Below are 23558 nucleotides of genomic sequence, written 5' to 3'. Positions count from 1 at the left end.
CGCCGCAGCATTTTTCTCCTCGGCAGTCTGAGCGCCTTTGGTGCGCTCTCTATCGACATGTATTTACCCAGTCTGCCTACACTACAACACGAATTTCAAGTTAGCCAACTCGCAATCCAGCTCACCCTCGCTGCCTTTTTCCTCGGCTTTTCCGGGGGCCAGGCGATACTCGGGCCGATCAGTGACCGCTTTGGTCGCCGCATACCATTGCTCATAGCACTAGCGCTCTATGTTGGTGCCTCCATCGCCTGCGCTCTCGCTCCCAGCGCCGGCTGGTTGGCGGTCTTTCGCCTGGTACAAGGAATCGGTGCCTGCTCTGGGCCGGTCATTGGTCGTGCTTTGGTGCGTGATCTTTTTCCCCCACAGGACGCTACCCACATCTTTGCGCGCATGAATTCTGGTCATGGGAGTTGCCCCCATTTTTGCGCCCCTCTTGGGCGGCTATTTACTACTCTGGTTTGGTTGGCAGGCGATCTTCGCCCTGTTGGCTGCCCTTGGCTTCCTGAGCCTGATTGCCAGCGCTTCCTTCCTGCCGGCCGGGCATTTGGGCGATCCCGATCACTCGCTGCACATTTTTGCCATTTTCTCGCGCTTTTCGAACTTACTCCGCGATCACAGTTTTCGTCCCTACGCCATCATCCTCGCCGCAAGCTTCTCTGGCATGTTTGCCTATATTGCTGGCTCACCCTTCGTCTTTATCGACTTGCACAAGGTACCTGCAGACGATTTTGGCTGGATATTTGGCTTCAACGCCTTAGGTCTGATTGCCCTCTCCCAACTCAACCGTGTCTTGCATCGCCATTACCCGGCGCGAAGCCTATTGCGCGCGGCCCTGTTAATACAATTTGTCGCAGCGCTGCTTTTGGTCTTGGCCAGCCTCGTACCCGATTCCGGCTTGGCGGGGTTGATCGTTCCCCTTTTTATTTATGTCGCTTCTATCGGGCTGGTGTCCCCCAACAGCACCGCATTGGCCATGAGTGGGCAAGGCAAACAGGCGGGCACCGCATCTGCGCTACTCGGTAGCCTACAGTTTGCCAGCGCCGCCATTGCGGCCATGGGCGTGGGTCTGATCACCATTCCCAGCGCTATGCCCATGGCCTTGGTCATACTGCTCTGTGCCACGATTGCCGTATTTGCCGGCCTTTCTCTACGTCCATCGCAACAAACGACCTAACAGAATCGGCTAGGCGAATTACCCGTTCGGCATGGCCGAAATAAATGCTGCAGGCACCGGGTTCATCCCCAGGGCGTAGCGCAGAGTGGCAAAATGCATCGCCTCATCGCCCTCAATATTTGCCGCAGCATGCGCCAGTTCTGGATTGCTGAATTGCTTCACCGCCCCCAAATAGGCCTTCGCCGCACCAATCTCCAACCCTGCCGCAAAATGCAGCACGTCCGACTGATTCTTGAGTTTTCCCACTGGCAAGTCCCATGCCTTGGCAAGATCGCCCATGGAAGCCGTAAGCGGAAGCTTGGCGGCAACGGGTGTACCGCCCATTTTCTTGATAGTCTCCGCCAAGATATCGGCATGTGCCTCATGATCCTTCTGAAATTCCAGTGCCAGCTTCAACGGACCTGGCTTGAGGAGTTTGCTGTCGGCACCAACCTGGTAAGCAGCAATCGCCTGGTGCTCGGCATTCAAGGCAAAATTCAATATGCCCAGGTCATGACTTTCGCTGTTCGCGGCCATTCCCGCTGCCCGCGCCGTGGCCGGCAACACCAGATTTCCAGCAGCCACTAAGCCCAAACCGAAAAGAGCACTTTTCTTGAGAAAATCACGACGATTTGCGCCAGATTGCGTATTTTCTTGCATGGTAGTCTCCTGCCTATGACGAAAAAAGGAATGATGAACACGGTCATCACAGCTTAGTACGTAAAGCGGCAAAATTCAGATGCGCAGTTAACTGGAAATGACTGTCGCCTTGAGCAGGATAGGACCAGTCGGCTGCCCGGTAGGCGACCCCCCCGCCGGCTCCATGGTTACCGCGAGCAATCTGGCGTGAGAAAGGTTCATATCGTCTGGCGCGGGCAAGATCGGCGTTTCCCCCGCTTGCATCGGCAACAATCCCATGGATACAGGCTTCTTTCCGGGCACTATCGCCCAGAGTTGCAGAGATTTATCCGCCGGGATCACCGTATGCCGCAACGTCACCAGACGCATGTGATGCGCGCTCGCATGGAATACCCAAGTCGCCTGACCCTGGCTATTGTTCACTACCGCCAACATCGGCATTTGCGGCGCGCTGGGCCAGAGCCAGGTAACGACAATGGCCACCGCCAGCGCCGCGCTCACACCCTGCCACAAGGCCAAACGCCGCCACCAGGGTAATTGTGCCGCCCGTGCCGTATGGCGAGACGTCTCCCTAGCGAGCCTCGTCTTTGGCAACTGCGCCTGAATACCATGCCATACCCGCGCCGGAGCGCTTTGCGCCCGTGCCGGAAGCAAAGCAGGCAACAAGGCATCCTCCCAGCGTTCCACCATTTGCGCGAGGACAATATCTTGCTGCAGCAGCCGCGCAAAACGCAGCCGAGCCCGGCCGCGCAGACTGCCAATAACGTATGCGGCGGCCATTTGCTCGGCAAGTTGCGGGTGCTTACGCAGATTCATGCTGCAAACAATCCTTCAACAATAATAACCCTCGACGAATCCAGCTCTTCACCGTACCCAGCGCCGCGCCGAACTGCGTCGCCACCTCCTCGTAGGTAGCAGCGCGATAAAATGCCTGTACGATCGCTTGCCGCTGCTCTGTCGACAAAAATTGCAGACAATCCTCTAGGCGCTTGCGTTCCGCTGGGTACAAGGCAGATTCCTCACCCATTGCGCCCCACTCTTCGCGTTCCCAATCCGGTTCCTCCCAACCAGGCTCGTCTTTGGGAAGGCGACGTAACAGGTCAATTGCCTGGTAACGCACGATGGCGGCTGCCCACGCGATCGGCGAGCGCCCTTGTTGATACTCTGATGCCTTCAACCAGATCTTGATGAAGGCGTCCTGCAAACAATCGGCTGCCCGCCCTTCCTCTCGTAAAATACGCAAAGCGACAGGGTATAGATGCGCAGAGGTCTCGCGGTAGAAGCGCTGAAAGGCTTGCTGGTCGCCGCGCGCGACAGCGCGCAACAGTTGCTCGAGATCAGCCGAGTCAATCACGCGACAAGACACAAAAATTCATGTTTACTCACAGTTTTGTGCTCGCTTCCTATCAGCAAAACCGTATCCTAGCAAGAAGAAACCCGTCCGAGCATAGCGCAAAATCGCAACGCTTGACCACGAATGGGCACTATCAGGAGAGCATCATGACCGAGAAAAACCGTCTTTCTCTAGCGGCGACCATATTGAGTGCCACACTGCTTGCGGCAAGCAGTGCCGCCATCGCCGACCCCATTGACCTGCAACTAAATATCGGTACACCGGCTTATTATCCGCCCGCGGTCGTTGCCGCCCCGCCGCTTATGGTCTGGCTCTCGAACCTTGGGGTATATGCTGCCTACGGTAGTTCTCAGCCAATTTTCTATTCCGGCTCCAGCTACTACTACTATTACGGTAATCGTTGGTGGATGGGCCCCGCGTACCGCGGGCCATGGCGACCCATTGCCGCCCCGCCACCGGGCTTACGGCGCTGGAATCCCGGTGACTGGCAGCGGGTACAACACGATGCGGGTTACTACGCACGCAATCCGCACTGGCGGCATTTCCGACCGCAAGCACGCCCGCAGCCGCCTATCCCACAGCAATATCGGCCGCAGGGGCCAGAGCATGGCCCCTATCGCCAGCAGTACCCACACGGAGCGCAATGGCAACATGGGGGTGGGCAAGGGCCACAAGGATGGAATCGTCCCGGTGATCAGCGACCAGATCATGGTAATCACGGCCGTGGTGATCGTGGACAAGGTGACCACGGACCAGGTGATCATGGTCATGGTCATGGTCAGCCCTGGCAGAACCAGTAGCTAGTGCAGGAGAGACTGCCGGCTTACGAAGCAATCTTCTCGTTAAGCCAGGCCTTGGCCTGGGCCATGGCGGCGTCGAGGCCCTCGGGCTGACCGGCACCGGCCTGGGCCATGTCGGGACGTCCACCGCCCTTGCCGCCCAAGGGTTGCGCCACCACATTGACTAAGTCCCCGGCGTGAACCTTGGCGTGCAGATCCTTACTAACGGCGGCCAGGAGAGATACCTTCTCGTCGGCAACACCGGCCAGCACAATGATGCCCGAGCTGATTTCCGAACGCAGACGATCCAAAACCTCGCGCAGGGCCTTGGCATCCATGCCATCCAAACGCTGCAGCAGGACGGGAATATCATGAATCCGTTCCACCTTGGCCGCCAGATCGGCACCGGCGGAGGCCGCCAATTCGCGCTTGCTGCGCTCCAGTTCTTTTTCCAGTTGGCGCAGGCGCTCCAGGGTTTGCGCCAGACGCTGATCAAGCTCTGCGGGCGCGGCCTTGAGTAGTGCTGCAGCTCCACGCAAGCGTTCCTCATCCTGCTGTACCGCGCCCAACGCGGCATCGCCAGCTACCGCCTCGATGCGCCGCACGCCAGCAGCAACGGCGGATTCGCTCAGAATTTTGAAAAACCCAATCTCCCCCAGGGCGGCCACATGCGTGCCACCACAAAATTCCAGAGAATGCTCGCCCATCAGCACTACCCGTACCTCTTCGCCATATTTTTCGCCAAAGAGAGCCATAGCGCCCAGGGCTTGCGCCTCATCTAAAGGCAAAACGCGGGTCTCCGCCATCACATTGGCGCGAATGGCGGCATTGACCTCGCGCTCGATGGCTTGCAATTCGGCTGCACCCAAGGGTTCGGGATGGCTAAAGTCAAAGCGCAGGCGCTCCGGCGTCACCAACGAACCCTTCTGCTGGACATGGCTGCCCAAACGCCGACGCAGAACGGCATGCAAGAGATGCGTCGCCGAGTGATGCGCCGCAGTAGCAGCGCGGGCTACAGGATCTACCGCCGCTTGCAAGATATCGCCGACCGCAATACTGCCGCGTTCCAGCTTGCCGATATGCACATGCTGAGTCGGGACGGGTTTTTGCGTATCCCTTACTGCAAACAACAACTCCTGCCCATGAAAGAGCTTGCCGCAATCGCCCGCCTGCCCGCCAGACTCGCCATAAAATGGCGTCTGATCGAGAATGATCGCGCCCTCCTCGCCCGCCTGTAGCCTTTCCACACTAGCGCCATCGCACACAATGGCAAGCACGCGTCCGGCGCCATCGCAGCCACCGTAGCCGAGAAATTCCGTGGCCGGCAATTGCATGGCCAGGTCGTGATAGACCTTTTCGGCCTTTATTGCGCCACTGCCCGACCAGGCCACCCGTGAGCGCTGGCGCTGCTCGGCGAGGGCGGCATCAAAGCCCGCCATGTCCATATCTAGCGCACGCTCACGGGCGATATCCGCGGTCAAATCCACCGGGAAGCCATAGGTATCGGAAAGGCGAAAGATTACTTCACCGGGGATCGGAGCGCCTACTGGGAGCTTGCCAATGGCCTCGTCGAGCAAATCCAAGCCACGTTGCAGGGTCTCGCGAAACTTGAGTTCTTCCCGATGCAACTGCCGCTCCACCTCGTGTTGTGCGTGACGTAGCTCCGGGTAGGCATCGCCCATACTGGCCGCCAATGGGGTCACCAGACGATAGAAAAAAGCATCCTCAATACCCAGCTTGCGCCCATGCCGCACCGCACGGCGGATGATGCGCCGCAGCACATAGCCGCGCCCCTCATTACCGGGAATCACGCCATCGGTAATCAGAAAGCTACAGGCACGAATGTGGTCCGCCAGTACGCGCAGACTGGTATCCGTTTCCAGGCTCTGGCCATAGGGTGTTTTGGCGAGCTCCGCCGCTGCGGCGATCAACGTCTGGAAGATGTCCGTATCGTAGTTGTTATGCACACCTTGCAGCACCGCCGCCAAGCGTTCCAGACCCATGCCGGTGTCCACCGAGGGCTTGGGCAGAGGAGTGAGTTTGCCCGAACTGTCCCGGTCATATTGCATGAAGACCAGATTCCAGATCTCGATGTAGCGGTCGCCATCGGCCTCCGGGCTGCCGGGAGGGCCACCGGGGATTTCCGCGCCGTGATCATAAAAGATCTCGGAGCAAGGGCCGCAGGGCCCGGTGTCACCCATGCTCCAAAAGTTGTCCTTGTCGCCGCAGCGCGAGAAACGCGTGGCATCGACTTTCATTTCTTCCAGCCAGATCGCCGCCGCCTCATCGTCTTTCTCGTAGACGGTTATCCAGAGTTTTTCGGCGGGCAGGCCAAGGGTTTCGGTAAGAAAACGCCAAGCGAACTGGATCGCCTCACGCTTGAAGTAATTACCGAAAGAGAAGTTGCCGAGCATTTCGAAAAAGGTATGGTGCCGCGCGGTATAGCCAACATTTTCGAGATCGTTGTGCTTACCACCGGCACGCATGCAGCGCTGAGTGGATACCGCGCGCGCGTATGGCCGATGTTCCAGGCCCAGGAACGTGTCTTTGAACTGCACCATACCGGCGTTGGTGAAGAGCAGCGTCGGGTCATTACGCGGCACCAGGGGGCTACTCGGGACAATCTGATGTCCCTGGCTCGCAAAAAACTCCAGAAAGGCGGAACGAATGGCTGCTGACTTCATGCGACTCCCTAAACGATGTTCGGCGGCGATCGATCAATCCCCATCCGCAAAAAATTCTTCTTCGGCCAAGGCCTTGCGAATCAAATCCGCGGGAAACCCGCGCCCCTGTAAAAACCGCGCGCGCCGTGCCCACTCTTTGGCATCCCCCGGCGCCTGCTCGCCAAAACGCTTATGCAGAGCCTGCCGCGCCCGCGCCAGCCAATCCGGCTCTGCCAACAGCTCACGGTCGTCTCCCGCACCACTGGCACGCCAATCCCGCGCCACCAGCATCGGCCCTTGCCCGCGCGCCGCCCGGCTGCGCATCTTCGCCTCGCGGTAACGCGCATCGCTCAAGTAACCGCGCTCCTCCAGGCCAGCAAGGACCGTATCGACCACCTCGGCAACAAACTCATTCTGCCGCACCAGGCGGCTACGCAACTCGGCGCGGGCGTATTCCCGCCGCGCCAACAGACGCAGGGCTGCGGCCTCGATGGCCGCCTCCCCATCGCTCATCCTTCCGCTTCGACCAGCCCCGGCACTTCTTCCGCAAAGGCCAGAGGATGCCCCAGGGCGGCAGCACGCACCTTGTCTTCTATAGCCTTGGCGACCTCTGGGTGCTCTTTCAGATACTGGCGGGCATTTTCCTTGCCCTGCCCAATGCGTTCGGTGCCATAACTGTACCAGGCACCACTCTTCTCCAGAATGTCGAATTTGACCCCCAGGTCAACCAGCTCCGACAGGCGCGAGATGCCCTCCCCGTAGTAAATGGCAAATTCGGCCTCGCGGAAGGGTGGCGCCACCTTATTCTTGACGACCTTGACGCGGGTGTCATTCCCCAGCACCTCATCCCCCTTCTTGATCGCGCCAATCCGGCGGATGTCGAGGCGCACCGAGGCGTAAAACTTCAGGGCATTGCCGCCAGTAGTGGTTTCCGGGCTGCCATACATCACACCAATTTTCATGCGGATCTGGTTGATGAAGATGACCAGGGTATTGGTGCGCGAGATATTGCCGGTGAGTTTGCGCAGGGCTTGACTCATCAGGCGTGCCTGCAGACCCACGTGCGAGTCGCCCATTTCCCCCTCAATTTCCGCCTTGGGGGTGAGCGCCGCGACGGAATCGATAACGATCAGATCCACAGCGCCGGAACGCACCAGCATATCGGCAATTTCCAGGGCCTGCTCGCCGGTATCCGGCTGCGAGATCAGGAGATTTTCGAGGTCCACGCCAAGCTTCTGCGCATAGGTAGGGTCGAGGGCATGCTCGGCGTCGATGAAGGCCGCTGTGCCCCCCGCAGCCTGACAACTGGCAATGGCGTGCAGGGTCAGCGTGGTTTTACCCGAGGACTCCGGTCCGTAGATCTCGACCACGCGTCCGCGCGGCAAACCGCCTACGCCCAAGGCCAAATCCAGCCCAAGCGAACCGGTGGAGTAGACAGAAATATCTTTGATGGCACTCTGTTCGCCGAGGCGCATGATGGCACCCTTGCCAAATTGCCGGTCGATCTGGGACAGGGCTGCCGCCAGAGCCTTGCTGCGTTGATCATCCATCTTGCCATCTCCTCGCTCAGGTATTCGGGCATTCTACCCGAGCGCTTCGTTCAGACCAATCTCCCCGGATTCCCCCGGATCTTTCAATCCTCAGGAAAAAATTCCTCGGCCATAACCTGATCCATGCTCCACGGACAATCCTCAGGAAACACGTCCAAACCGGTTTGTTGCCGTGCATCATCCAGGGCATCGAGCCAAATTTCTCGCTGCCAGTCAGACGTTGCGAGCATAACTTTCAGGCTAGGAGTACGCTGCAGGGCCAACATGATGCGCTCGCGCTGATGTTTGATGGTGCGCTGCCAACTCACACCACGGCGCTCGGGTTGATAGCGCCACTTCAGCAAATGCGCCAGCAATACCGCCATGCGATTGGCGAGTTCCCGTTGTTCACTCTTGCCCACGTCTTCGATCTCCTCGGCAATGTGTTCAATATCGAGGGCAGCAAATTTCCCAGAGCGCAACAGGGCCACCTGCTCCTGCGCCCAAAGCAATACGTCCTCTTCATAACCTTTGCTCATTTGCCTTCTCCCACAATATCCGCCTCTACTAAAAGACCGAGCAAGCCACCGATAGCCACCGTACCTGCGGCATATTGTACCGCCCAGCGGTCGCCAGCAAAGCACAGAGTGCGCACCTGACGCTGTGCGTGCGTGGCCCAACCGAGGCAGACGGTACCCACGGGCTTGCCCGGCACCGCGCCCCCTGGGCCGGCAATGCCACTCACGGCAATGGCAAGGTCGGCATGGCGCAGGGCACCATCCAGCATTTCGTCCACCACCGGCTCGGAGACGGCGCCATAGGCTTGCAGAGTCTGCCGGGAAACGTCCAGCATCTCCTCCTTGGCGGCGTTGCCATACACCACAAATCCCTGGCGCAAGACTGTAGACGAACCCGGCAAAGCGGCGATGCGGGCAGCGATTCCACCCGCCGTACAAGACTCGGCTGTCGCCAGTTGCAGCCCCGACTTCTCAGCGCGGCGCAGCAAAACCCACTCGGGTGGCGCCAAATCGAGGGGCATTGCCTCTGGGTCATCACTCCAGATTTCTCCTGGTAAGGCCGCTGTTGTCGGAGTGACGCCGAAGCGGGTGTAGAGCATGGCAGGCAGAGGCCAGCGTTGGTGCAGATACCTTGCCATAGCCGGCCAATCGAGGGGGTCGAGCAGTGTTCCCCCGGCCGCTTGCCATTCGCTAGCGTTTTTGAAATCACCAACGGCCAGCCCCTGGGCGCTCGCCAACGGCAGTTCGGCAACCAGCGATAGGCTGACTGCTTGCCCGGCTCTTTCTATCCAGGCCGCAAGACGCTGCGCCAGGGGTAAGGCCGCAGGACGCAGAGGAAGAAAAACCGGAAACTCAGATGTCATGCTCATGCCCCCACTGGCTCGGCAGTGGCCGCGCTTCGTCGTGCCAAAAGATCTGCACTCCCGCCGTCGCCGGCAAAATCGTCCCCACTTTGCGCAACGGCGTTTCCGTGCGCTGCGCCACTTCCTGCAAGGCCGTCGCCAAAGCAATCGGCGCACAAAGGATCAGCTCGTAATCATCGCCACCAGTCAGGGCTGTACGCAGTACGCGTTGCCAGTCACCGCCCGCCCAATCTTCTAACGGCAGACTCAGCGGCAGGCAATCGGCATCAATACGCGCCCCCACCTGCGAGGCTCGCAAAATATGGCGCAGATCGGCGAGGAAGCCATCGGAAATATCCTGCGCACAGCGTACCCCCGCTTGCTGCGCGGCTTGTCCAAGTGCAACCCGCGGCATCGGCCGCAAACGACGTTCTTCCAGCCATTTAGCGCCCAAAAGCGGCAAATTTTGCTCTCCCCGCCGCTCGGCAAAGGCGCGTTCCAGAGCCAATGCCGCATCACCCAAGCTACCGCTTACATAGATGTCGTCACCCACGCGCGCACTACTGCGCAAAAGAGCTGGTCCGGCGAGCAAGCCCAGGGCCGTCACCGTAACCGACAACGGACCATCGGTTGCCACCGTGTCGCCGCCCACCAAGCGCAAGCCAACAGGTGCAGCCAGCGTCTGCCAGCCGCGGATGAAATCTGCGCGCCACGCGGCATTCGCCACCCCTGTCGGCAGAGAAAGATTCAGCAAGGTCCAGCGCGGTTCGGCGCCCATTGCCGCAAGATCGCTCAGGTTCACCGCCAAGGCCTTCCAGGCCAGATCGGCGGGGTTCACGTCCGCAAAAAAGTGGCGCCCCGCTACCAGGGTATCGGTGCAGGCCACCAAAGCCCGCCCGCTGCAGTCCAGCACTGCGGCATCATCGCCAATCCCCACGATGGTGCCATCCCCTGCCTGCCCCTGGCCCAGGACATCGCGCAACTCCGCAATCAGGGCAAATTCGCCTGTGGACATCGGGCCTCCGAATGGGTATTTCTACCGATTAGAGCGCATCCAATTGGTCGATGCAAAGCATTGCCCTCGGCAAAATAGGGCGAGATGGTGAACAACCTTGCCCCGCGTTGACGCCCAACAATGGCAATCGCAGAATAGTGCTGTCAGTAACCGAGGGTGTTTGCTGTGGCGGCAACTAGGAAAATAAGCTCTGTTTGCGTAACCAAATCCGGAAGGTTGTGACAAAGCGTGCCAGCGTCATCACCGGGCGCTTCGCCCCAAGCCCCGCCTGTCCTTCTGCGCGCGACTGGGCGCTCTGCCAGACCACCAAACAACTAGATTTGGGTATCCCTGAGAAAAAGGTTTATCGTAAACGAAAGTAAGCTCACATGAGCACGAATATGCACGCAAAGAGGATAGTACGAACTGGGGGCATTCTCCTGAGCGCCTGCCTACTGGCGTTGCCGGTCTTGGCAACGCAGGCAGATGCACTACCCATCTATCGCTGGGTCTCACCTAGTGGTGTGGTCAGTTATGGCAATCAGCCGCCCAAGGGCGCCAAAGACGTACATAAAGTCGGTGAGCAGAGTCCAACGCCGCCCACCCCACCCCCACCCGTCGTGCAAAAGCCAGAAGAGCAGCACCGCGCGCAACAGCAAATTGCCAAAGACCAAGAGCTTGCCGCCAAACTCAACCTGCTCCGCGCACTAGAAAACTACCTTGGCCAGCGCCAGCCGCAGATCATTCACGAAGATCGCAACCCCTCCCTGCTACTGTATCCAGGCTATCCCTACCCGCCCTATCCTCCCACCCGGCCACGGCCACCCCGACCGCGCCCCCCGCAAGCGCCGCCCATAAACAACGGCCTGCCACAAATTCCCCCGTGGTACACCGGCCCGTGGCCACGGCAGACGCCCTGATACTGGCGCGCGGACCAATCATGCAGTGCCAGGCGGAAATCGGATCTTGCCAAATTTTGCCAAAGAACCCACACTGATGCCATGAGCACGATGAATATTTCTCTCCCCGACACCCTGAAATCCTTCGTGGATGAGCAGGTCAACCAGCGCGGCTACGGCACGAGCAGCGAGTACGTGCGCGAGTTGATCCGCAAGGATCAGGATCGCCTGCAACTGCGCGGTCTGCTATTGGCGGGGGTAGAATCAAACCCGGCGGCAGTAGCTGATGGCGGCTACTTCGAAGTCCTGCGGGGCCGGGTGCGCAAGGCCGCCAAGCCGACTGCAAAACCCGCCACCAAAGGGTGAAGCGCAAATCGGTCGTCCCGCGTGCGCAGGCAAACCGGGATGTCGATGAGGCGCTTGCCTACTATCTAAATGAGGCCGGAGAAGCGGTTGCGTTCGGCTTCATCGATGCGCTGGAACATGCCTACACTCATGTGGGCCGCCATCCCGCCACCGGCTCGCCCCGCTATGCCCACGAACTCAACTTGCCAGGGCTGCGCGTATGGCCGCTGACGCGCTATCCGTATCTCGTGTTCTACGTCGAAAGGCCCGATCACATTGACGTCTGGCGTGTGCTGCACGGTCAGCGGGACATCCCCGCATGGATGCAGGAGAAATCGCTATGAGCAAAACGGTTCGTTATGAAGTTGACCTGAACAATTTGCCGCCGCTGGACGACGCGTTCTGGAAGAACGCTGTGCGCAATCGGTTTTACCGCGATGGCCATTCTGCATCATCCTGAAACACCGATGACGTAAACTCATGCAAGGGCATTGCCGGTAATTGCTGCGCCTGCGACTGGTGGGTAGATGCGGCGCTTCAAGCCGCTGCCTACACGAAATGGCTGGCCAGCGCATCCAAAGCCATCAATCTCTCTGACCATACTCACCCAGAAAGAGGCCAAGGCATACCAGGTGAAAGCCGTCAGGGAGCTGCTAGAGTCAGCCGGGATCAAGCCATGAAAAATCGACTGGAATATCAAGGGTACTTTGGGAGCGTGGAATACAGCGCAGAAGACGATGCGCTCTATGGACGCATCTTGAATATCCGGGATCTGGTGACCTACGAGGGACAATCCGTCAGCGAACTCAAGACGCATTTCACCGCAGCAGTGGATGGCTACCTACGCATGTGCGCCGAGCTTCATCAAGAACCGGACAAGCCCGCATCCGGGCGCTTTCTGGTGCGCATTCCGCCAGAATTGCACCGTGACGCCCAGATCAAGGCGGCGCAGGAGAACCACAGCCTCAACGAGATCATGACGCAAGCGCTGGTCAAGTACTTGCACGATGGCCATTCCGCATAATTCTGAAACACAGATGACATGAAATCCATGCAAGTGCATTGCCGGTGATTGCTGCACTTGCACCTGCGGGCATTGCGCAACGAAGTGACGACCCTTCGGAACGAGATGCACGAAGCGTTCGTAGATATGAAGCACCGCATGTACGGGCTGGAACAAGCCATGAGTCTGGTCAAGCGCGAGGTCAACCTGGACCGCATCGAGCGGCGACTGGATCTGTCCTGACGCACATCTCTTAGACCGTCCTCTGGACGGGGTGGTTTCCCTGGCTTTTTGGTCGCCGCTTGATAGTTCACTTATGATGAACTATGGTTCCCCATAAATGAACTGCTCTGTCGGACGGATATGAGCCAACTCAGTAATGCCCTGTTTACCGAGACCCAGCAAAAGGTGCTGAGTCTACTATATGGTCAGCCGGAGCGGAGTTTTTATACCAAGGAAATTCTGCGCCTGACCGGGATGGGTGTGGCGACCATCAAGCGCGAGCTGGACCGCATGCTGGCAGCGGGTATTTTGAACATGACTCGAATTGGCAACCAACACCATTACCAGGCCAATCCGCGATGTCCTATCTATGGCGAGCTACTCGGCATCGTCAAAAAGACTTTTGGCGCGACCGAGGTCATCCGGCTGGCGTTGGAACCGCTGGTGGGAAGGATTGATCGGGCTTTTATCTTCGGGTCTGTGGCCAGCGGCAAGGAAACTGCAGCCAGCGATATTGACCTACTGATCATCGGCGACCCCGGTTTTGCTAATGTGGTCGGTGCGCTGTATCCGGTGCAGGCAATGTTGGGCCGGGAGGTGAATCCGAAAATTTACCGCCGAGAAGAATGGGAACAGTTGAATAATGCGAAAAATGGTTTTGTGACCGAAGTGATGACACGGCCGCGCATGGATGTGATCGGAGCTGATGATGAGTCTGGATAATTTGGTCGGGATTAGCCTGGAAAAGATCAAGCCTGATGCTGTGGTAATCCGCAGGCTAATGTCGGCCGCCCAGCGCAATATTGCCGATGCGCATATGATGGAAATCAGTGCTGAGAACCGCTTCGATGCCGCCTACAAAGCCATCATGCAATTGGCCAATGTCGCATTGCAGGCCAATGGTTTCAGGACGCTGACCAGCAAGCCCGGTCACCACATGACAATGATACAGACCCTCAACCAGACTATCGGAGTAAACCAGCAGACCGTCATTGTGCTCGACGCCTTGCGCAAACAACGCAATGTCGCGGATTACTCCGGCGATCTCGTGCCGATAAGCGCGGTGGAAGAATGCCTGTCTAACGCAGAAGCATTGCTTCAGTCGGTGGTTGATTGGCTGGAAATAAACCAACCCTCCCTCATACGGTGAATCTGTCAATGTGTTGCGGAGGTGGAGCGATAGAAAAACGCACACTGACGCTCACGGTCCAATGGGATTAGAAGCACGCACTGCGCAGCGCTATGAGTGTTGCCGGTGTCCGCGACCCATTCGGTCAGATTCAATGTGCCGTATGCATCGGCTGTGCGACGAGCCGTACACCCAGAGCCGAACAAACGCGGCTGATCGTCTCAAAGCGCGGTTCGCTACCCGCCCGCAATGCTTTGTAGAGGGCTTCGCGAGCGATGCCAGCATCCTTGGCCACCTGCGACATCCCTCGTGCACGTGCAATGTCGCCGAGCGCTGCCGCCAACAGTGCAGGATCGTTTTCTTCTAAAATCGTTGTGAGATACACGGCCACCTCCTCGTCGTTGTTCAGGCACTCGGACACATCGAATTCGGGAATCTCTGAGATTTTGATCCTTTTGGTCATTGTCAATCCTCCAATCGTTTGGATAACGCAATAGCTCGACGAATATCCGCCTGCTACGTAGACTTGTCGCCACCGGCGAGCATCACAATGATTGCTTCACCCCGCTGGGCATAATACATACGCCAACCAGGGCCAAAATGCTCCCGCATCTCAAATACGCCTTCGCCGACCGGTTCCACATCACCCAGGTTCCCCAATTGCGCCTTGCGCAACCGCTTGCTAAGGCGCTGACGGGTCTGCCCATCTCGTAACTCTTTGAGTCAACCGGAGAAATCGCCGAGCAGCTTTACTGTGTAGGTCATAGGAAAATCGTAATCGAACGATTACGCAGAATCAAGCCCAGCGCAGCACCTTTTTGCTGGCGCCTGATGGGGCTGTTATTATTTGAATAGAAACCCCAAATGGATTCTAAGATGCACACCATTCCCTATGGCTTACTTTCTGCGCGGCAAAAGTTGGTGGCGGATGGTAAAAACCGTTCTGCACTGTGGGCCGAAGAAACACGGCACTGCCTTGTGCCTTTCCTGGTGTCTTTTTTAGATGCCAGGCGCATTTGGTTGTTTGGCTCCGTTGCGCGAGGGGCTGCGAGTGCAGACTCTGACGTCGATGTTTTTGTGGAATGTGGCGAACGTTTTGCCGAAACACGGTTTGTGGATCGCCTTGGCATTGCGATTGATGCCAAAATGGAATCGTCTCGCCAGACGGGGTATTGCCTGCCAACGGATATCATCGTTTGGTCTGCGGAAGAATTTGCCAAAGAGTCAAAATCTGGACATCCATTTTGCCGCATGATTTCTGATGAAGGAATCATCATCTATGAGTAACGAAAAATTATTGGAAAAAGCCAGGCAGTGGTTTGATGTGAGTTTCAGCGATCTCCGAGCTGCTGTTGCGATGCGGGATGCTGGCATCTATAACTCGGCTTGTTTTATGGCGCAACAGGCTGTCGAAAAGGCGATGAAAGGCACCCTGATTGCTACGGGAATAGACCCCGCAAGAACACATTCTATCGAACTGTTAAGCAAACAGCTTGGCGAGGGAAACGAAAGCCTGTCAGCCCTGTCACCAGAGCGTTTGGACAGACATTACATTGCGCCCAGATCTCCGGAAGCTCTCACCGAAGGGAGCAGCATTTCCAAATCGTACAAGATCGAGGACGCCGATGATGCCATCCGCGTTGCCCACGGCGTTGTGTATTTGCTTGGTGACTGGGCGGAAGAGTTGGGGGTTTCCATTCCCCTGGACAACAGACGCCCCACCACCTGAGCCATAGAAAGGGAACTCAGCCCCGCGTTGCCATCTGGTACAGCTCATCTTTCAGCGCCAGGCGCTGCTGCTTCATCGCCAGCAAATCCGGCGAATCCGACAGGGCATCGTTGCGCTCGATGTGTTCGATGCGCGCCGTGAGTTCCTGAAACTCCTCCAGGCGGCGCTGAAAGTGGGCATTGCCCCCGGCAAGCTCGGCAATGCGCTGCGCGAGTTCCGGAAATTCTGTAGCAAAGTCTTGATGTTCGGTTTGCAAATGATGTCCTCCGTAGGGGCGTTTTCACGCATGGTTGCATTCTACAGTTCTTTTAGCCTCGGCTTAAACCAATACCTCATTGGGTTAACACGAGTCGCCACGCTACTGGCCCGCCTGGCTGCATCCCGGCACCCAGAGCGGAGGCAAACCCGGAAGTACCACCCGTGGTGTTCTGGCTAGCAGCGCCCTGCAGAAGAGAACGACCATTAAAAATGGAAACCGTTGGCGTGTACGCCGACCCGCGACCAATGACATATCCTTGCGTAATCGCGGTGCCGGTAGGCGAAACGAACGCGCCCGACGGAAAAACACCATTGGTCAAGCCATAAAGGTAATAAGCCGCCGTACTGAAACCGCAGCTATTCGCAGGTGCTGGAATGGTCACGGGAACAATCACGTTGCCACCACTGATCAGCGCCTGGTCCGAAATCGTGGAACCCGCGGGTAACGGCGAGATTGAATTGGTCGTCACCGATCCAGACTGGGGGGTATAGGTTGCGCCACTCCAAGACCCGGCCCCACCGCTATAAGCCGTCCAGACAGGCGCCCAGGTGCCGTTTGTTTGCTTGAATAAGGTAATGCCATTCGGACCCTGCACACGAAGGTAGTTGGCGCCTTGATAGTAGGTGCCACCCATGAATTGCACATTGCCAGTGAGTGTAGAGCTAACCCAGGGAGCATAATTACCGACGGCAGAGAAATCCTTGCTCGCTATAGTAGTGGCCTTCTTCGCAGTCAAGATACTCAAAAAGTCACTGTTAGACATCTCATAAACATTTCCATTTCCATCGCCCAAATACAAATTACCACTGGCATCGATATAGGGCGTGGCCGTGTTCGCAAATGGCAACGGGTCAAGCAAACCGGCGCCAGTGCCCACATTCAGCACACCCAGATAACTGCCAGAAGAAGTGTTTAATGCAAAAAGCGCCCAGGTGGAACCGTAATTACTGGCGCCTGCCGTTTGAACTTGATAATACACTGGCGCGCTCGGCTGAGGTTGTGCATAGCCGGAAAAGGTATACTGACTTACCACGGATTTCAGGTTTGGTGCAGGAGTGCCGCTAAGCTGTAAGTCGTAGACGATCCCGCCATTATTCGCGACACCCACCACATAGGTATGCCAGGCAGAGCCATTATAGGCGTCTATAGTAGAGAAATCCCCCATATTGTTGCCTTGCCAGAATGTCTGGTAATTCTGCAAAGATGGGAGCAAGGAACCAGGCATCCAGCCCCAAAGCAAGGTGGGACTACCAGTATTGTTGTAGCCCAAGGCGTAGAGGAAGCCATCGTCGTCAGAAAAAAGTACGGCGTTTTGCCTGCCTGCGTGTTTTGCAGCGAAGCTCAGATAGGAGCTACCCGAACTCAACAGGTTTGCGCTATCCGGCGGCACGAGCACATCCGCCGGCGCAGAGCTAGGCAAACCAATGTACCAACCGGAATCTCGCCCGCCCAAATATTGCCCACCACTGTACGACGGATCAATCGTGTAATTGGCAATGTCGTTAGCGGTCAAGCTGGTCGGAAGAGCCCCGAAGGCCGCGGAGTTTGTGGCTGCCACAGTAGCAAATGTCTGCGGCGCCCCACTGTTATTGGTGCCCTGGCCCAAGGGAGTGGTGTAGACGTTGGCCGACCTCAAGCTCGTAGTCATAATCTGGCTGGCCGTCCAGCTTGCCGTACTACTTATAGAGCCGTTACTGGTGACTGGATAGGCGTATAGATCTCCCTGGCCTGTCACCGGGTTGACGTTTTTCAAAAGGAATTCCAAAGAACCGACAGTCACCGAGGGTGGTGCGGCATACGAAGAAACTACGCTTTTCCCAAGAATATTGGCCACAATACTATTCAAAGCAGCTTGCACGCCCGCCTGCGTATTTGCGGAATAATAGCTCGAAGTACCACCAGCCTGAGCCAGAGCCGTAAGAACCGCTTGTCCTTGCAGAGCTTCGGCCTGTTGTGTTGAGGTTGTACCGGCTATATTCGGATTGACGGCGGAGCCTACCCCCAAAACATAGGTTTCAATGCCATTGGTGGCGAGATTCTGAACTTCTTGCACTGCCTCCACTACTGCATTATTTTGAGAATTAGACCAAGTGCTAGCTGTGATGCTCGAAGGTTGCTGATAAAAGATATTTGCAGAGGCACTGCCCAAAGGCGGATACACATTACCCTGCGTACCCATGGTAGGCTGACCGTCGGTAATAAATATGACATACTTTTTGCCACAAGTCTGCGGTGGGCCACCTTTTGATGGTGTCTTTTGGAAATATTTAAATGCATGGTCGAATGCCCCCGCCACCGGTGAATATCCAGCCGATGCGGTAACCGTGTTACCCGCAGGGAACGTTTCAGGGCCCAAATATGATAGAATAGATTCTACATTTGCACTGCTGGCAGTAGCAATCTTGACCAACAAATTCCCAGACGTTGGACTCACATTGGCATTATAACCATACCCACGAAGAGAATACCAAACGTTAGGACTGGAAGAGATATATCCAGCACTGGTGGGACCGTACCCACTAGCAATCCCGTTGGAATAGTTGTAAAAATTTACATATATTTGTTGTTGTTCATATTGACTCAACGTGAAATCAGAGGCCGTAGCCGATGGTGTGCCACCGACCGCATTAGTGGCCCCATATCCCTGCCCTGGATATCCCGAATAAAGAACGTCGTTGATAATAGGATTATCACTTGTATCACTGATGTAGAGTAGCGGGCTAGTAAATAAGTTATTGCTACCCAGAGCCCCATTAAAGCTGTATTGAATGTCATAACATGAATTACTATAATTATTATAACAGGGATTATTTACAGGCACGCGTGTAGATGCACTATTTTGAGAAAAATGAAACCCGGTACTAGTGCTCATATAATATACCCAGGTACTTGACAATCCTGGGGTGCTTGTCGCATATGTTTCTAACCCAAACTGAATATTGTTGGCGTACAGTGGCGTAGACAAAATACTAGCCAATGGTATTTCTACACCATTTAGCATGGAAGGGGAATTATCAACGTAGCCATTATTTCCAATGGTTGCGCAGGCCGACACAGCAGCCGCAGTCAAACCACTGCTACCACAAGCAACTGTAAAAGGATTGACCGTGCCCGCAGAACCCAATGCCGGAGGGATAAATCCACTTGTTGTGTAATATGGTGGTGAGCTTGAGTTCCAGTCTTGTTTAGCTGATGGCCGCCCGGACCCAGTCATGATCGCGCCGGATAGGTTGGTTGACCAGACTGGCGTAGCGCCGCTAGAGCTCGCGTATCCTTGTGTAGCCTGTAATACCCCCGCCATTCCCTGGGAATTATCCAAGACAATCAACACCTGCGGTTGCTCCGAGGCCGGTATGTTCAATCCGCCAGTGGCGTGAGCAATGGGCATCAGGCCCTGTAACGGCAAGAGGTTAATACCTAGGGCCAGCCACAACGCCAATCCCCTACGTATTCCCCCTTTTATTTTGCGCTGTTTCATGATGCCATCACCTTTCGAATAACTGACTGGACGGTAACACCCAAGCCACCACCATTACTTCTCATCACATGCACAAATACTGCATAATAGCGAGCCTGCATTGCGCCATTCGTATTACCGGTTTGGGTTTGCTCACTCCCATTTTGTTGCGTAGCGAGGCCACCGGTGGGGAAAATCACATATTCTACCTGAAAATTGAAGGGACCATACGCTACCGTGCCGATAGAGTAGCAAGTGTCATTTGCTACACAATTCGTCCAGAAACTCGGGTTGGTAGGAGCCTGAACTGGTGCGGTACTGGCGGTACTGGCAGTCACACCAGAATTCAAATATCCCGATGAAGGCATAGTCAAAAAGAACTTTGGCGACAATGCCGTAGAACTTTGCGTCGCCAGAATCTCTGGCCAGTTTGTCAGACCATTCAGCCAACCGGACGCATTTTGCAGACCTTGATCCGAGGCTTCCTGTGCTGCGTTCTGCACCGCCAGGTTAGAGGCGATCAATGTGTTATTTTTGTTCAAATATAGATAGGCAAGCAAAGCCAAAGTCACGGCAAACACTAAGACAAGCACAACGACCAAGATAGCGCCCCGCTCAGTGTTTTTAGCTGCTGTATTTGCAACGGGCATTTTACGCATATTCATTCCCCCTGCCAGATGCCATTACGCACAGGAATGATGCTCTGAAACAAATGGTACTCATAATGGCGGCAGTTGCCCTGCAAGCAGCCGGGCCCGTTGCTGGCTGGTACCGTATACGTCGTACCCATAAGATTGAAACTAGCAGGACTAAGGCTATTAGGCAGGTATTGAGTACTGCGGATCAGCATAGCCAGTTGCACCGCTACAATCTGCTGGTTCGCGGAAGCAGTATAAGCTGTAGGCGAAACCCAGCTTTGCACGGCTCCATTCGTCCCTAGACCATATTGTAATTGCAGGTCAACTACACCACTGGCTAACGCTTGCGGGGTAGGCGCAACAGATTGGTTAGCAGTGTATTGCGTCATATATAGTGTTGGGGTACTACCCGCTGGATTTTCCGTAATCTGAAAGGTCTGGAAAAGAAAATCTTGAGAACCCAAGTCGTACAGATTGGCGCCCTGAAAAGCACTGCTGCCAATATTCCCGGCACTAGTAGCATTGACTAGGCTGAATAACTGGTTAGGATTAGCTTGGAAACAGGCGGAATTTCCTTTTCCAGAATTAAACCCCACCGTACCATTTCCTTGGCTATTACCACCACCGGTGACCGTACAACTGGGGTTGAGAGTTCCTTTGCCGGCCACATTGGTGATCTGACCGACTACACAGACCCCCACGCCCGGCAAGGCAACCATCGCCATATCCCCAGGATTGAGCAGAGCGGTGTTGGCTACCGAGAGATTGCTTCCCTGCTGACTTTGCACGGTGGTTGCTGGTGCTCCGCCAAAACTGCCACCACCGATTACCGTACTGATTTGCCAAGTGCTAACACCCGAAACAGTCGCGGGTGACGCAGTGATGGCCGTCAACGTCTGACTAGAATTACTGCTTAGATTACTAATGCCCACCACTCCGTTGGGGCATTGCCCAAAAGCAGGGAGTCCATACCCCGCAGATTCTATAGCTTGACGCATCAGCGCAAGCGCATTTCGCCCGCGCTGCCACATCTCACCAGTAGCGGATTGCTGCCCTACACTTTGGCTGGTTTGCAAAAAGAAACTGAAAATCGCTGTTGCCAGCAGACCCACCACTACCAGACTTACCAGCAATTCCACCAGGCTGAGGCCACTTTCCCTGTTGCGCATATCAATATCCCACAATGCTTTGTGTACTGTACTGGTTACCGCCAGCCCAGCTCACCGAAACCGTGGCCGAACAGGGGCATAGTCCATTGCCGTTCAAAGAACTGAGAGTAAGCGACACCTGACTTTGTGTTGGCATGCCGTAGGCACTCATAGCCTGAGATACGGGATCCAACAGCGTATTGCTTGCCGAGCTCTGCGTAATGGAGGCGCCATTCAAACTGAGAGCATTCGCACCGTTGGCTCGCAACACACCCATTGCGCTCTGCGCAATTTCATACCCAGACGTAAGATTCTGGTTTTGCTGTGCGCTAGAAAATGTTCCCAAATAAATGCTCAAAATGCCCAGCGAACCAATGGCAAAAACCGCTAGGGCGACCATCGCCTCGATCAGTGTCAAACCTTTTTCCCGATTTTTCATTGCAGGTTACACACGCTGCTGGTAAGCGCAGTAGTGGCACAATTTCTGACATTACCCGCACCACTCAAGGCAACCAGCCAGTAGCCAAAGGTAGCGGCACCTGTACTCGCATTGCCAAAGGTAATTGCCGAACTGCTTACCGTGCCGTTTGTGCCGTACACCATTCCCGTGGGTGTAATACTGAATGTGCCCCCGCTAACCACACTGCATACCGTGTTCGGAAACTGACTGGAAAAGCGGCTCGCCGGCATTTGCGGCACTTGCTGCGACACGTTGGGAGCCGCAGGCGTCACCGTCCACGAGCAGCCCACCGTTCCCACGCTCTGTACCTGCACCTGCACCGGATAGCCACTACGGATCGCATAGCCCTCGGCCCAGGTAAGGTCTTGTTGCAGGCGACTGGAGGCCCCCTGAATCCGTGCGCGTACCATCCAGATGTTGAACTGCGGTATCGCCACCGCCGCGATAATCCCCATCACGGCAATAATCACCATCAACTCCACCAGCGTAAAGCCGCTGGCGGGGCGGGGCGCGAGCGCCTCACCCCCCATGCGTCACCACCGCGCCCATCTTGAAGATAGGCATGTACATGGCGACCACCAGGGTGCCGACGATGATGCCGAGTACGACCATGATCATCGGTTCCATGAGGGTGGAGAGGCGGTTGACCGACTCCGTGACTTCATTCTCATAAAAGTCGGCAACCTTGCCGGACATGACTTCGACGGCGCCGGTTTCTTCGCCAATGGCGAGCATTTGCGTGGCCATCAGCGGGAAGACGCCGTCTTCCTTGAGCTTGGTGGAAATGCGCCCACCAGCGGCTACGTCGGCGCGGGCGTTGAGGACGCTCTTTTCGATGATGGCGTTGTTGGATACACGCGACAGGGTATCAAGGGCTTCGAGGATGGGCACACCCGCCGATTGCATGGTCGAGAGGGTACGGTTGAAGCGTGCCACTGCACCTTTCAACAGAATATCGCCGAGCACTGGAATCTTTAGGGCGTAGCGATCCACCACCACCTTAAATTTATCGCTCTTGCGGTAGGCATAGCGAAACAGAAACACGGCAGCAATGGGGGCCAAAACCACGATGTACCAGTGGCCCTTCATCCAGTTGGAGATATTGATCACCACCTGTGTGAGCAGCGGCAACGTAGCACCGAAACTGCTGAATAAGTGGGCAAAGACCGGAATCACGAAGATCATCAAAATGACGACCACGACGATCATGACGGTAATAATTGCCGCCGGATAAAACATAGCCGATTTGACCTTTTTGGTCAGTGCCAGGGTCTTTTCGCGGTAGTCTGCCAAGCGCAGCAAAATGGTATCGAGGATACCGCCCTGCTCGCCCGCCGCCACCAGAGAGACGAAGAGGCGGTCGAAATATTTGGGGTAATGGGCCAAGGACTGCGATAGCGACTCGCCTTCGTTGAGGTGGCGCAGGATGCCCTTGAGCATTTTGCGCATACCGGGCTGGGAGGTAGCCGAAATCAGCAGTTCAAAACACTGCACCATAGGCACACCGGCGTTGATCATGGTGGAGAGCTGCCGCACCATGACGACCAGGCTGGTTTCCTTGATGCCCTCCCCACCGAAGAGTGGTTGCGGCACTTTTTTGACAACGATGGGCGTTAGCCCTGCCCGGCGCAAGCTGGCCTTGACCACATTGGCCGAGGCCGCCGTCATCTCGCCCTTCTGCCGCGTGTGTCCATCTGCGGTCTTGGCTTCCCAAACGAAGTCGACCAGCTTGATCGCTTTCGTTTGCCGTTTGTCCCTCAGGGCGGTTGCCATCCTCTATCTCCCCCGTTACGTCATG

General features: G+C 56.3%; 28 protein-coding genes and 2 pseudogenes. 12 read left to right on the top strand and 18 right to left on the bottom strand.

Annotation, left to right across the window (positions count from 1 at the left end):
- Nucleotides 1-57 precede the first annotated feature (57 nt).
- Nucleotides 58-399 (top strand): annotated as a pseudogene (locus AB4090_RS08220) (MFS transporter); the annotation flags it as partial.
- A 4-nt stretch (nt 400-403) separates the two neighbouring features.
- Nucleotides 404-1174, top strand: coding sequence for an MFS transporter (locus AB4090_RS08215; protein WP_369573388.1), 771 nt, complete (start codon nt 404-406; stop codon nt 1172-1174).
- An 18-nt stretch (nt 1175-1192) separates the two neighbouring features.
- On the opposite strand, the gene AB4090_RS08210 is transcribed toward AB4090_RS08215, so the two are convergent.
- The 3 genes from AB4090_RS08210 to AB4090_RS08200 form a co-directional block, all read right to left on the bottom strand.
- The gene (locus tag AB4090_RS08210; protein WP_369573387.1) at nt 1193-1813 is read right to left on the bottom strand and encodes a ferritin-like domain-containing protein; all 621 of its coding nucleotides are present in this window, start codon (nt 1811-1813) and stop codon (nt 1193-1195) included.
- Between the two features lie 87 nt (nt 1814-1900).
- Nucleotides 1901-2608, bottom strand: coding sequence for an anti-sigma factor (locus AB4090_RS08205; protein ID WP_369573386.1), 708 nt, complete (start codon nt 2606-2608; stop codon nt 1901-1903).
- Nucleotides 2595-3146, bottom strand: a complete 552-nt coding sequence (locus AB4090_RS08200; protein ID WP_369573385.1) for an RNA polymerase sigma factor — start codon at nt 3144-3146, stop codon at nt 2595-2597. Before AB4090_RS08200 ends, AB4090_RS08205 begins: the two co-directional genes overlap by 14 nt.
- A 146-nt stretch (nt 3147-3292) precedes the next feature.
- Between AB4090_RS08200 and AB4090_RS08195 the strand changes: the two genes are divergently transcribed.
- A complete protein-coding gene (locus tag AB4090_RS08195; protein WP_369573384.1) occupies nt 3293-3946 on the top strand; it encodes a hypothetical protein in 654 nt (217 codons plus the stop codon).
- Nucleotides 3947-3969: 23 nt separating this feature from the next.
- On the opposite strand, the gene alaS is transcribed toward AB4090_RS08195, so the two are convergent.
- The 6 genes from alaS to thiL all read right to left on the bottom strand — a co-directional run bounded on the left by alaS (nt 3970) and on the right by thiL (nt 10492).
- Nucleotides 3970-6609, bottom strand: coding sequence for an alanine--tRNA ligase (gene alaS, locus AB4090_RS08190; RefSeq protein ID WP_369573383.1), 2640 nt, complete (start codon nt 6607-6609; stop codon nt 3970-3972).
- 33 nt (nt 6610-6642) lie between these two features.
- Nucleotides 6643-7101, bottom strand: a complete 459-nt coding sequence (locus AB4090_RS08185) for a regulatory protein RecX (RefSeq protein WP_369573382.1) — start codon at nt 7099-7101, stop codon at nt 6643-6645.
- Complete coding sequence (gene recA / locus AB4090_RS08180; protein WP_369573381.1) at nt 7098-8138, bottom strand: recombinase RecA; 1041 nt, start codon at nt 8136-8138, stop codon at nt 7098-7100. The genes AB4090_RS08185 and recA overlap by 4 nt, the downstream gene beginning before the upstream one ends.
- An 83-nt stretch (nt 8139-8221) precedes the next feature.
- Complete coding sequence (locus AB4090_RS08175) at nt 8222-8656, bottom strand: DUF29 domain-containing protein (RefSeq protein WP_369573380.1); 435 nt, start codon at nt 8654-8656, stop codon at nt 8222-8224.
- Nucleotides 8653-9498: a CinA family protein gene (locus AB4090_RS08170; RefSeq protein ID WP_369573379.1), complete on the bottom strand. Its 846-nt coding sequence runs from the start codon at nt 9496-9498 to the stop codon at nt 8653-8655. The genes AB4090_RS08175 and AB4090_RS08170 overlap by 4 nt, the downstream gene beginning before the upstream one ends.
- Nucleotides 9488-10492, bottom strand: a complete 1005-nt coding sequence (thiL, locus tag AB4090_RS08165; RefSeq protein WP_369573378.1) for a thiamine-phosphate kinase — start codon at nt 10490-10492, stop codon at nt 9488-9490. The genes AB4090_RS08170 and thiL overlap by 11 nt, the downstream gene beginning before the upstream one ends.
- 380 nt (nt 10493-10872) lie before the next feature.
- Here thiL and AB4090_RS08160 point away from each other — a divergent pair, with 380 nt between their 5' ends.
- From AB4090_RS08160 to AB4090_RS08130, 7 genes are all read left to right on the top strand, one after another.
- Nucleotides 10873-11391: a DUF4124 domain-containing protein gene (locus tag AB4090_RS08160; RefSeq protein ID WP_369573377.1), complete on the top strand. Its 519-nt coding sequence runs from the start codon at nt 10873-10875 to the stop codon at nt 11389-11391.
- An 81-nt stretch (nt 11392-11472) separates the two neighbouring features.
- Nucleotides 11473-11736, top strand: a complete 264-nt coding sequence (locus AB4090_RS08155; RefSeq protein WP_369573376.1) for a type II toxin-antitoxin system ParD family antitoxin — start codon at nt 11473-11475, stop codon at nt 11734-11736.
- Complete coding sequence (locus AB4090_RS08150) at nt 11733-12059, top strand: type II toxin-antitoxin system RelE/ParE family toxin (RefSeq protein WP_369573375.1); 327 nt, start codon at nt 11733-11735, stop codon at nt 12057-12059. Before AB4090_RS08155 ends, AB4090_RS08150 begins: the two co-directional genes overlap by 4 nt.
- Nucleotides 12060-12391: 332 nt before the next feature.
- A complete protein-coding gene (locus tag AB4090_RS08145; RefSeq protein WP_369573374.1) occupies nt 12392-12739 on the top strand; it encodes a type II toxin-antitoxin system HicB family antitoxin in 348 nt (115 codons plus the stop codon).
- Between the two features lie 84 nt (nt 12740-12823).
- Nucleotides 12824-12961, top strand: coding sequence for a hypothetical protein (locus AB4090_RS08140; protein ID WP_369573373.1), 138 nt, complete (start codon nt 12824-12826; stop codon nt 12959-12961).
- Nucleotides 12962-13081: 120 nt separating this feature from the next.
- Nucleotides 13082-13663, top strand: a complete 582-nt coding sequence (locus AB4090_RS08135) for a nucleotidyltransferase domain-containing protein (protein WP_369573372.1) — start codon at nt 13082-13084, stop codon at nt 13661-13663.
- Complete coding sequence (locus AB4090_RS08130; RefSeq protein WP_369573371.1) at nt 13650-14090, top strand: hypothetical protein; 441 nt, start codon at nt 13650-13652, stop codon at nt 14088-14090. The genes AB4090_RS08135 and AB4090_RS08130 overlap by 14 nt, the downstream gene beginning before the upstream one ends.
- A 130-nt stretch (nt 14091-14220) precedes the next feature.
- Here AB4090_RS08130 and AB4090_RS08125 read toward each other — a convergent pair whose 3' ends face one another.
- Both AB4090_RS08125 and AB4090_RS08120 read right to left on the bottom strand, forming a co-directional pair.
- Nucleotides 14221-14532: an addiction module antidote protein gene (locus AB4090_RS08125; protein WP_369573370.1), complete on the bottom strand. Its 312-nt coding sequence runs from the start codon at nt 14530-14532 to the stop codon at nt 14221-14223.
- Nucleotides 14533-14585: 53 nt separating this feature from the next.
- A pseudogene (locus AB4090_RS08120) lies at nt 14586-14780 on the bottom strand (type II toxin-antitoxin system RelE/ParE family toxin); the annotation flags it as partial.
- Between the two features lie 165 nt (nt 14781-14945).
- Between AB4090_RS08120 and AB4090_RS08115 the strand changes: the two are divergent.
- Together AB4090_RS08115 and AB4090_RS08110 are read left to right on the top strand one after the other, a co-directional pair.
- Nucleotides 14946-15356, top strand: a complete 411-nt coding sequence (locus AB4090_RS08115) for a nucleotidyltransferase family protein (RefSeq protein ID WP_369573369.1) — start codon at nt 14946-14948, stop codon at nt 15354-15356.
- On the top strand, nt 15349-15798 hold the full coding sequence (locus tag AB4090_RS08110; protein ID WP_369573368.1) for a HEPN domain-containing protein: 450 nt from the start codon (nt 15349-15351) through the stop codon (nt 15796-15798). The genes AB4090_RS08115 and AB4090_RS08110 overlap by 8 nt, the downstream gene beginning before the upstream one ends.
- Nucleotides 15799-15814: 16 nt before the next feature.
- Here AB4090_RS08110 and AB4090_RS08105 read toward each other — a convergent pair whose 3' ends face one another.
- The 7 genes from AB4090_RS08105 to AB4090_RS08075 all read right to left on the bottom strand — a co-directional run bounded on the left by AB4090_RS08105 (nt 15815) and on the right by AB4090_RS08075 (nt 23533).
- The gene (locus tag AB4090_RS08105) at nt 15815-16054 is read right to left on the bottom strand and encodes a YdcH family protein (RefSeq protein WP_369573367.1); all 240 of its coding nucleotides are present in this window, start codon (nt 16052-16054) and stop codon (nt 15815-15817) included.
- Between the two features lie 76 nt (nt 16055-16130).
- Nucleotides 16131-19535, bottom strand: coding sequence for a type IV pilin biogenesis protein (locus AB4090_RS08100; RefSeq protein WP_369573366.1), 3405 nt, complete (start codon nt 19533-19535; stop codon nt 16131-16133).
- Nucleotides 19532-20173 (bottom strand): hypothetical protein, encoded by a 642-nt coding sequence (locus AB4090_RS08095; RefSeq protein ID WP_369573365.1) that lies wholly within the window; start codon nt 20171-20173, stop codon nt 19532-19534. The genes AB4090_RS08100 and AB4090_RS08095 overlap by 4 nt, the downstream gene beginning before the upstream one ends.
- A gap of 2 nt (nt 20174-20175) precedes the next feature.
- On the bottom strand, nt 20176-21321 hold the full coding sequence (locus AB4090_RS08090; RefSeq protein ID WP_369573364.1) for a PilW family protein: 1146 nt from the start codon (nt 21319-21321) through the stop codon (nt 20176-20178).
- A gap of 1 nt (nt 21322) precedes the next feature.
- Nucleotides 21323-21739, bottom strand: a complete 417-nt coding sequence (locus tag AB4090_RS08085) for a prepilin-type N-terminal cleavage/methylation domain-containing protein (RefSeq protein ID WP_369573363.1) — start codon at nt 21737-21739, stop codon at nt 21323-21325.
- The gene (locus tag AB4090_RS08080) at nt 21736-22290 is read right to left on the bottom strand and encodes a GspH/FimT family pseudopilin (RefSeq protein ID WP_369573362.1); all 555 of its coding nucleotides are present in this window, start codon (nt 22288-22290) and stop codon (nt 21736-21738) included. The genes AB4090_RS08085 and AB4090_RS08080 overlap by 4 nt, the downstream gene beginning before the upstream one ends.
- Nucleotides 22280-23533, bottom strand: a complete 1254-nt coding sequence (locus AB4090_RS08075) for a type II secretion system F family protein (protein ID WP_369573361.1) — start codon at nt 23531-23533, stop codon at nt 22280-22282. Before AB4090_RS08075 ends, AB4090_RS08080 begins: the two co-directional genes overlap by 11 nt.
- Nucleotides 23534-23558 lie beyond the last annotated feature (25 nt).

Origin of the sequence: Acidithiobacillus sp. IBUN Pt1247-S3 (assembly GCF_041146875.1) — a bacterium.
GTDB lineage: Bacteria > Pseudomonadota > Gammaproteobacteria > Acidithiobacillales > Acidithiobacillaceae > Igneacidithiobacillus.
Note: the sequence above shows the minus strand (reverse complement) of the source record. Positions and strands in the feature narration are given on the sequence as shown.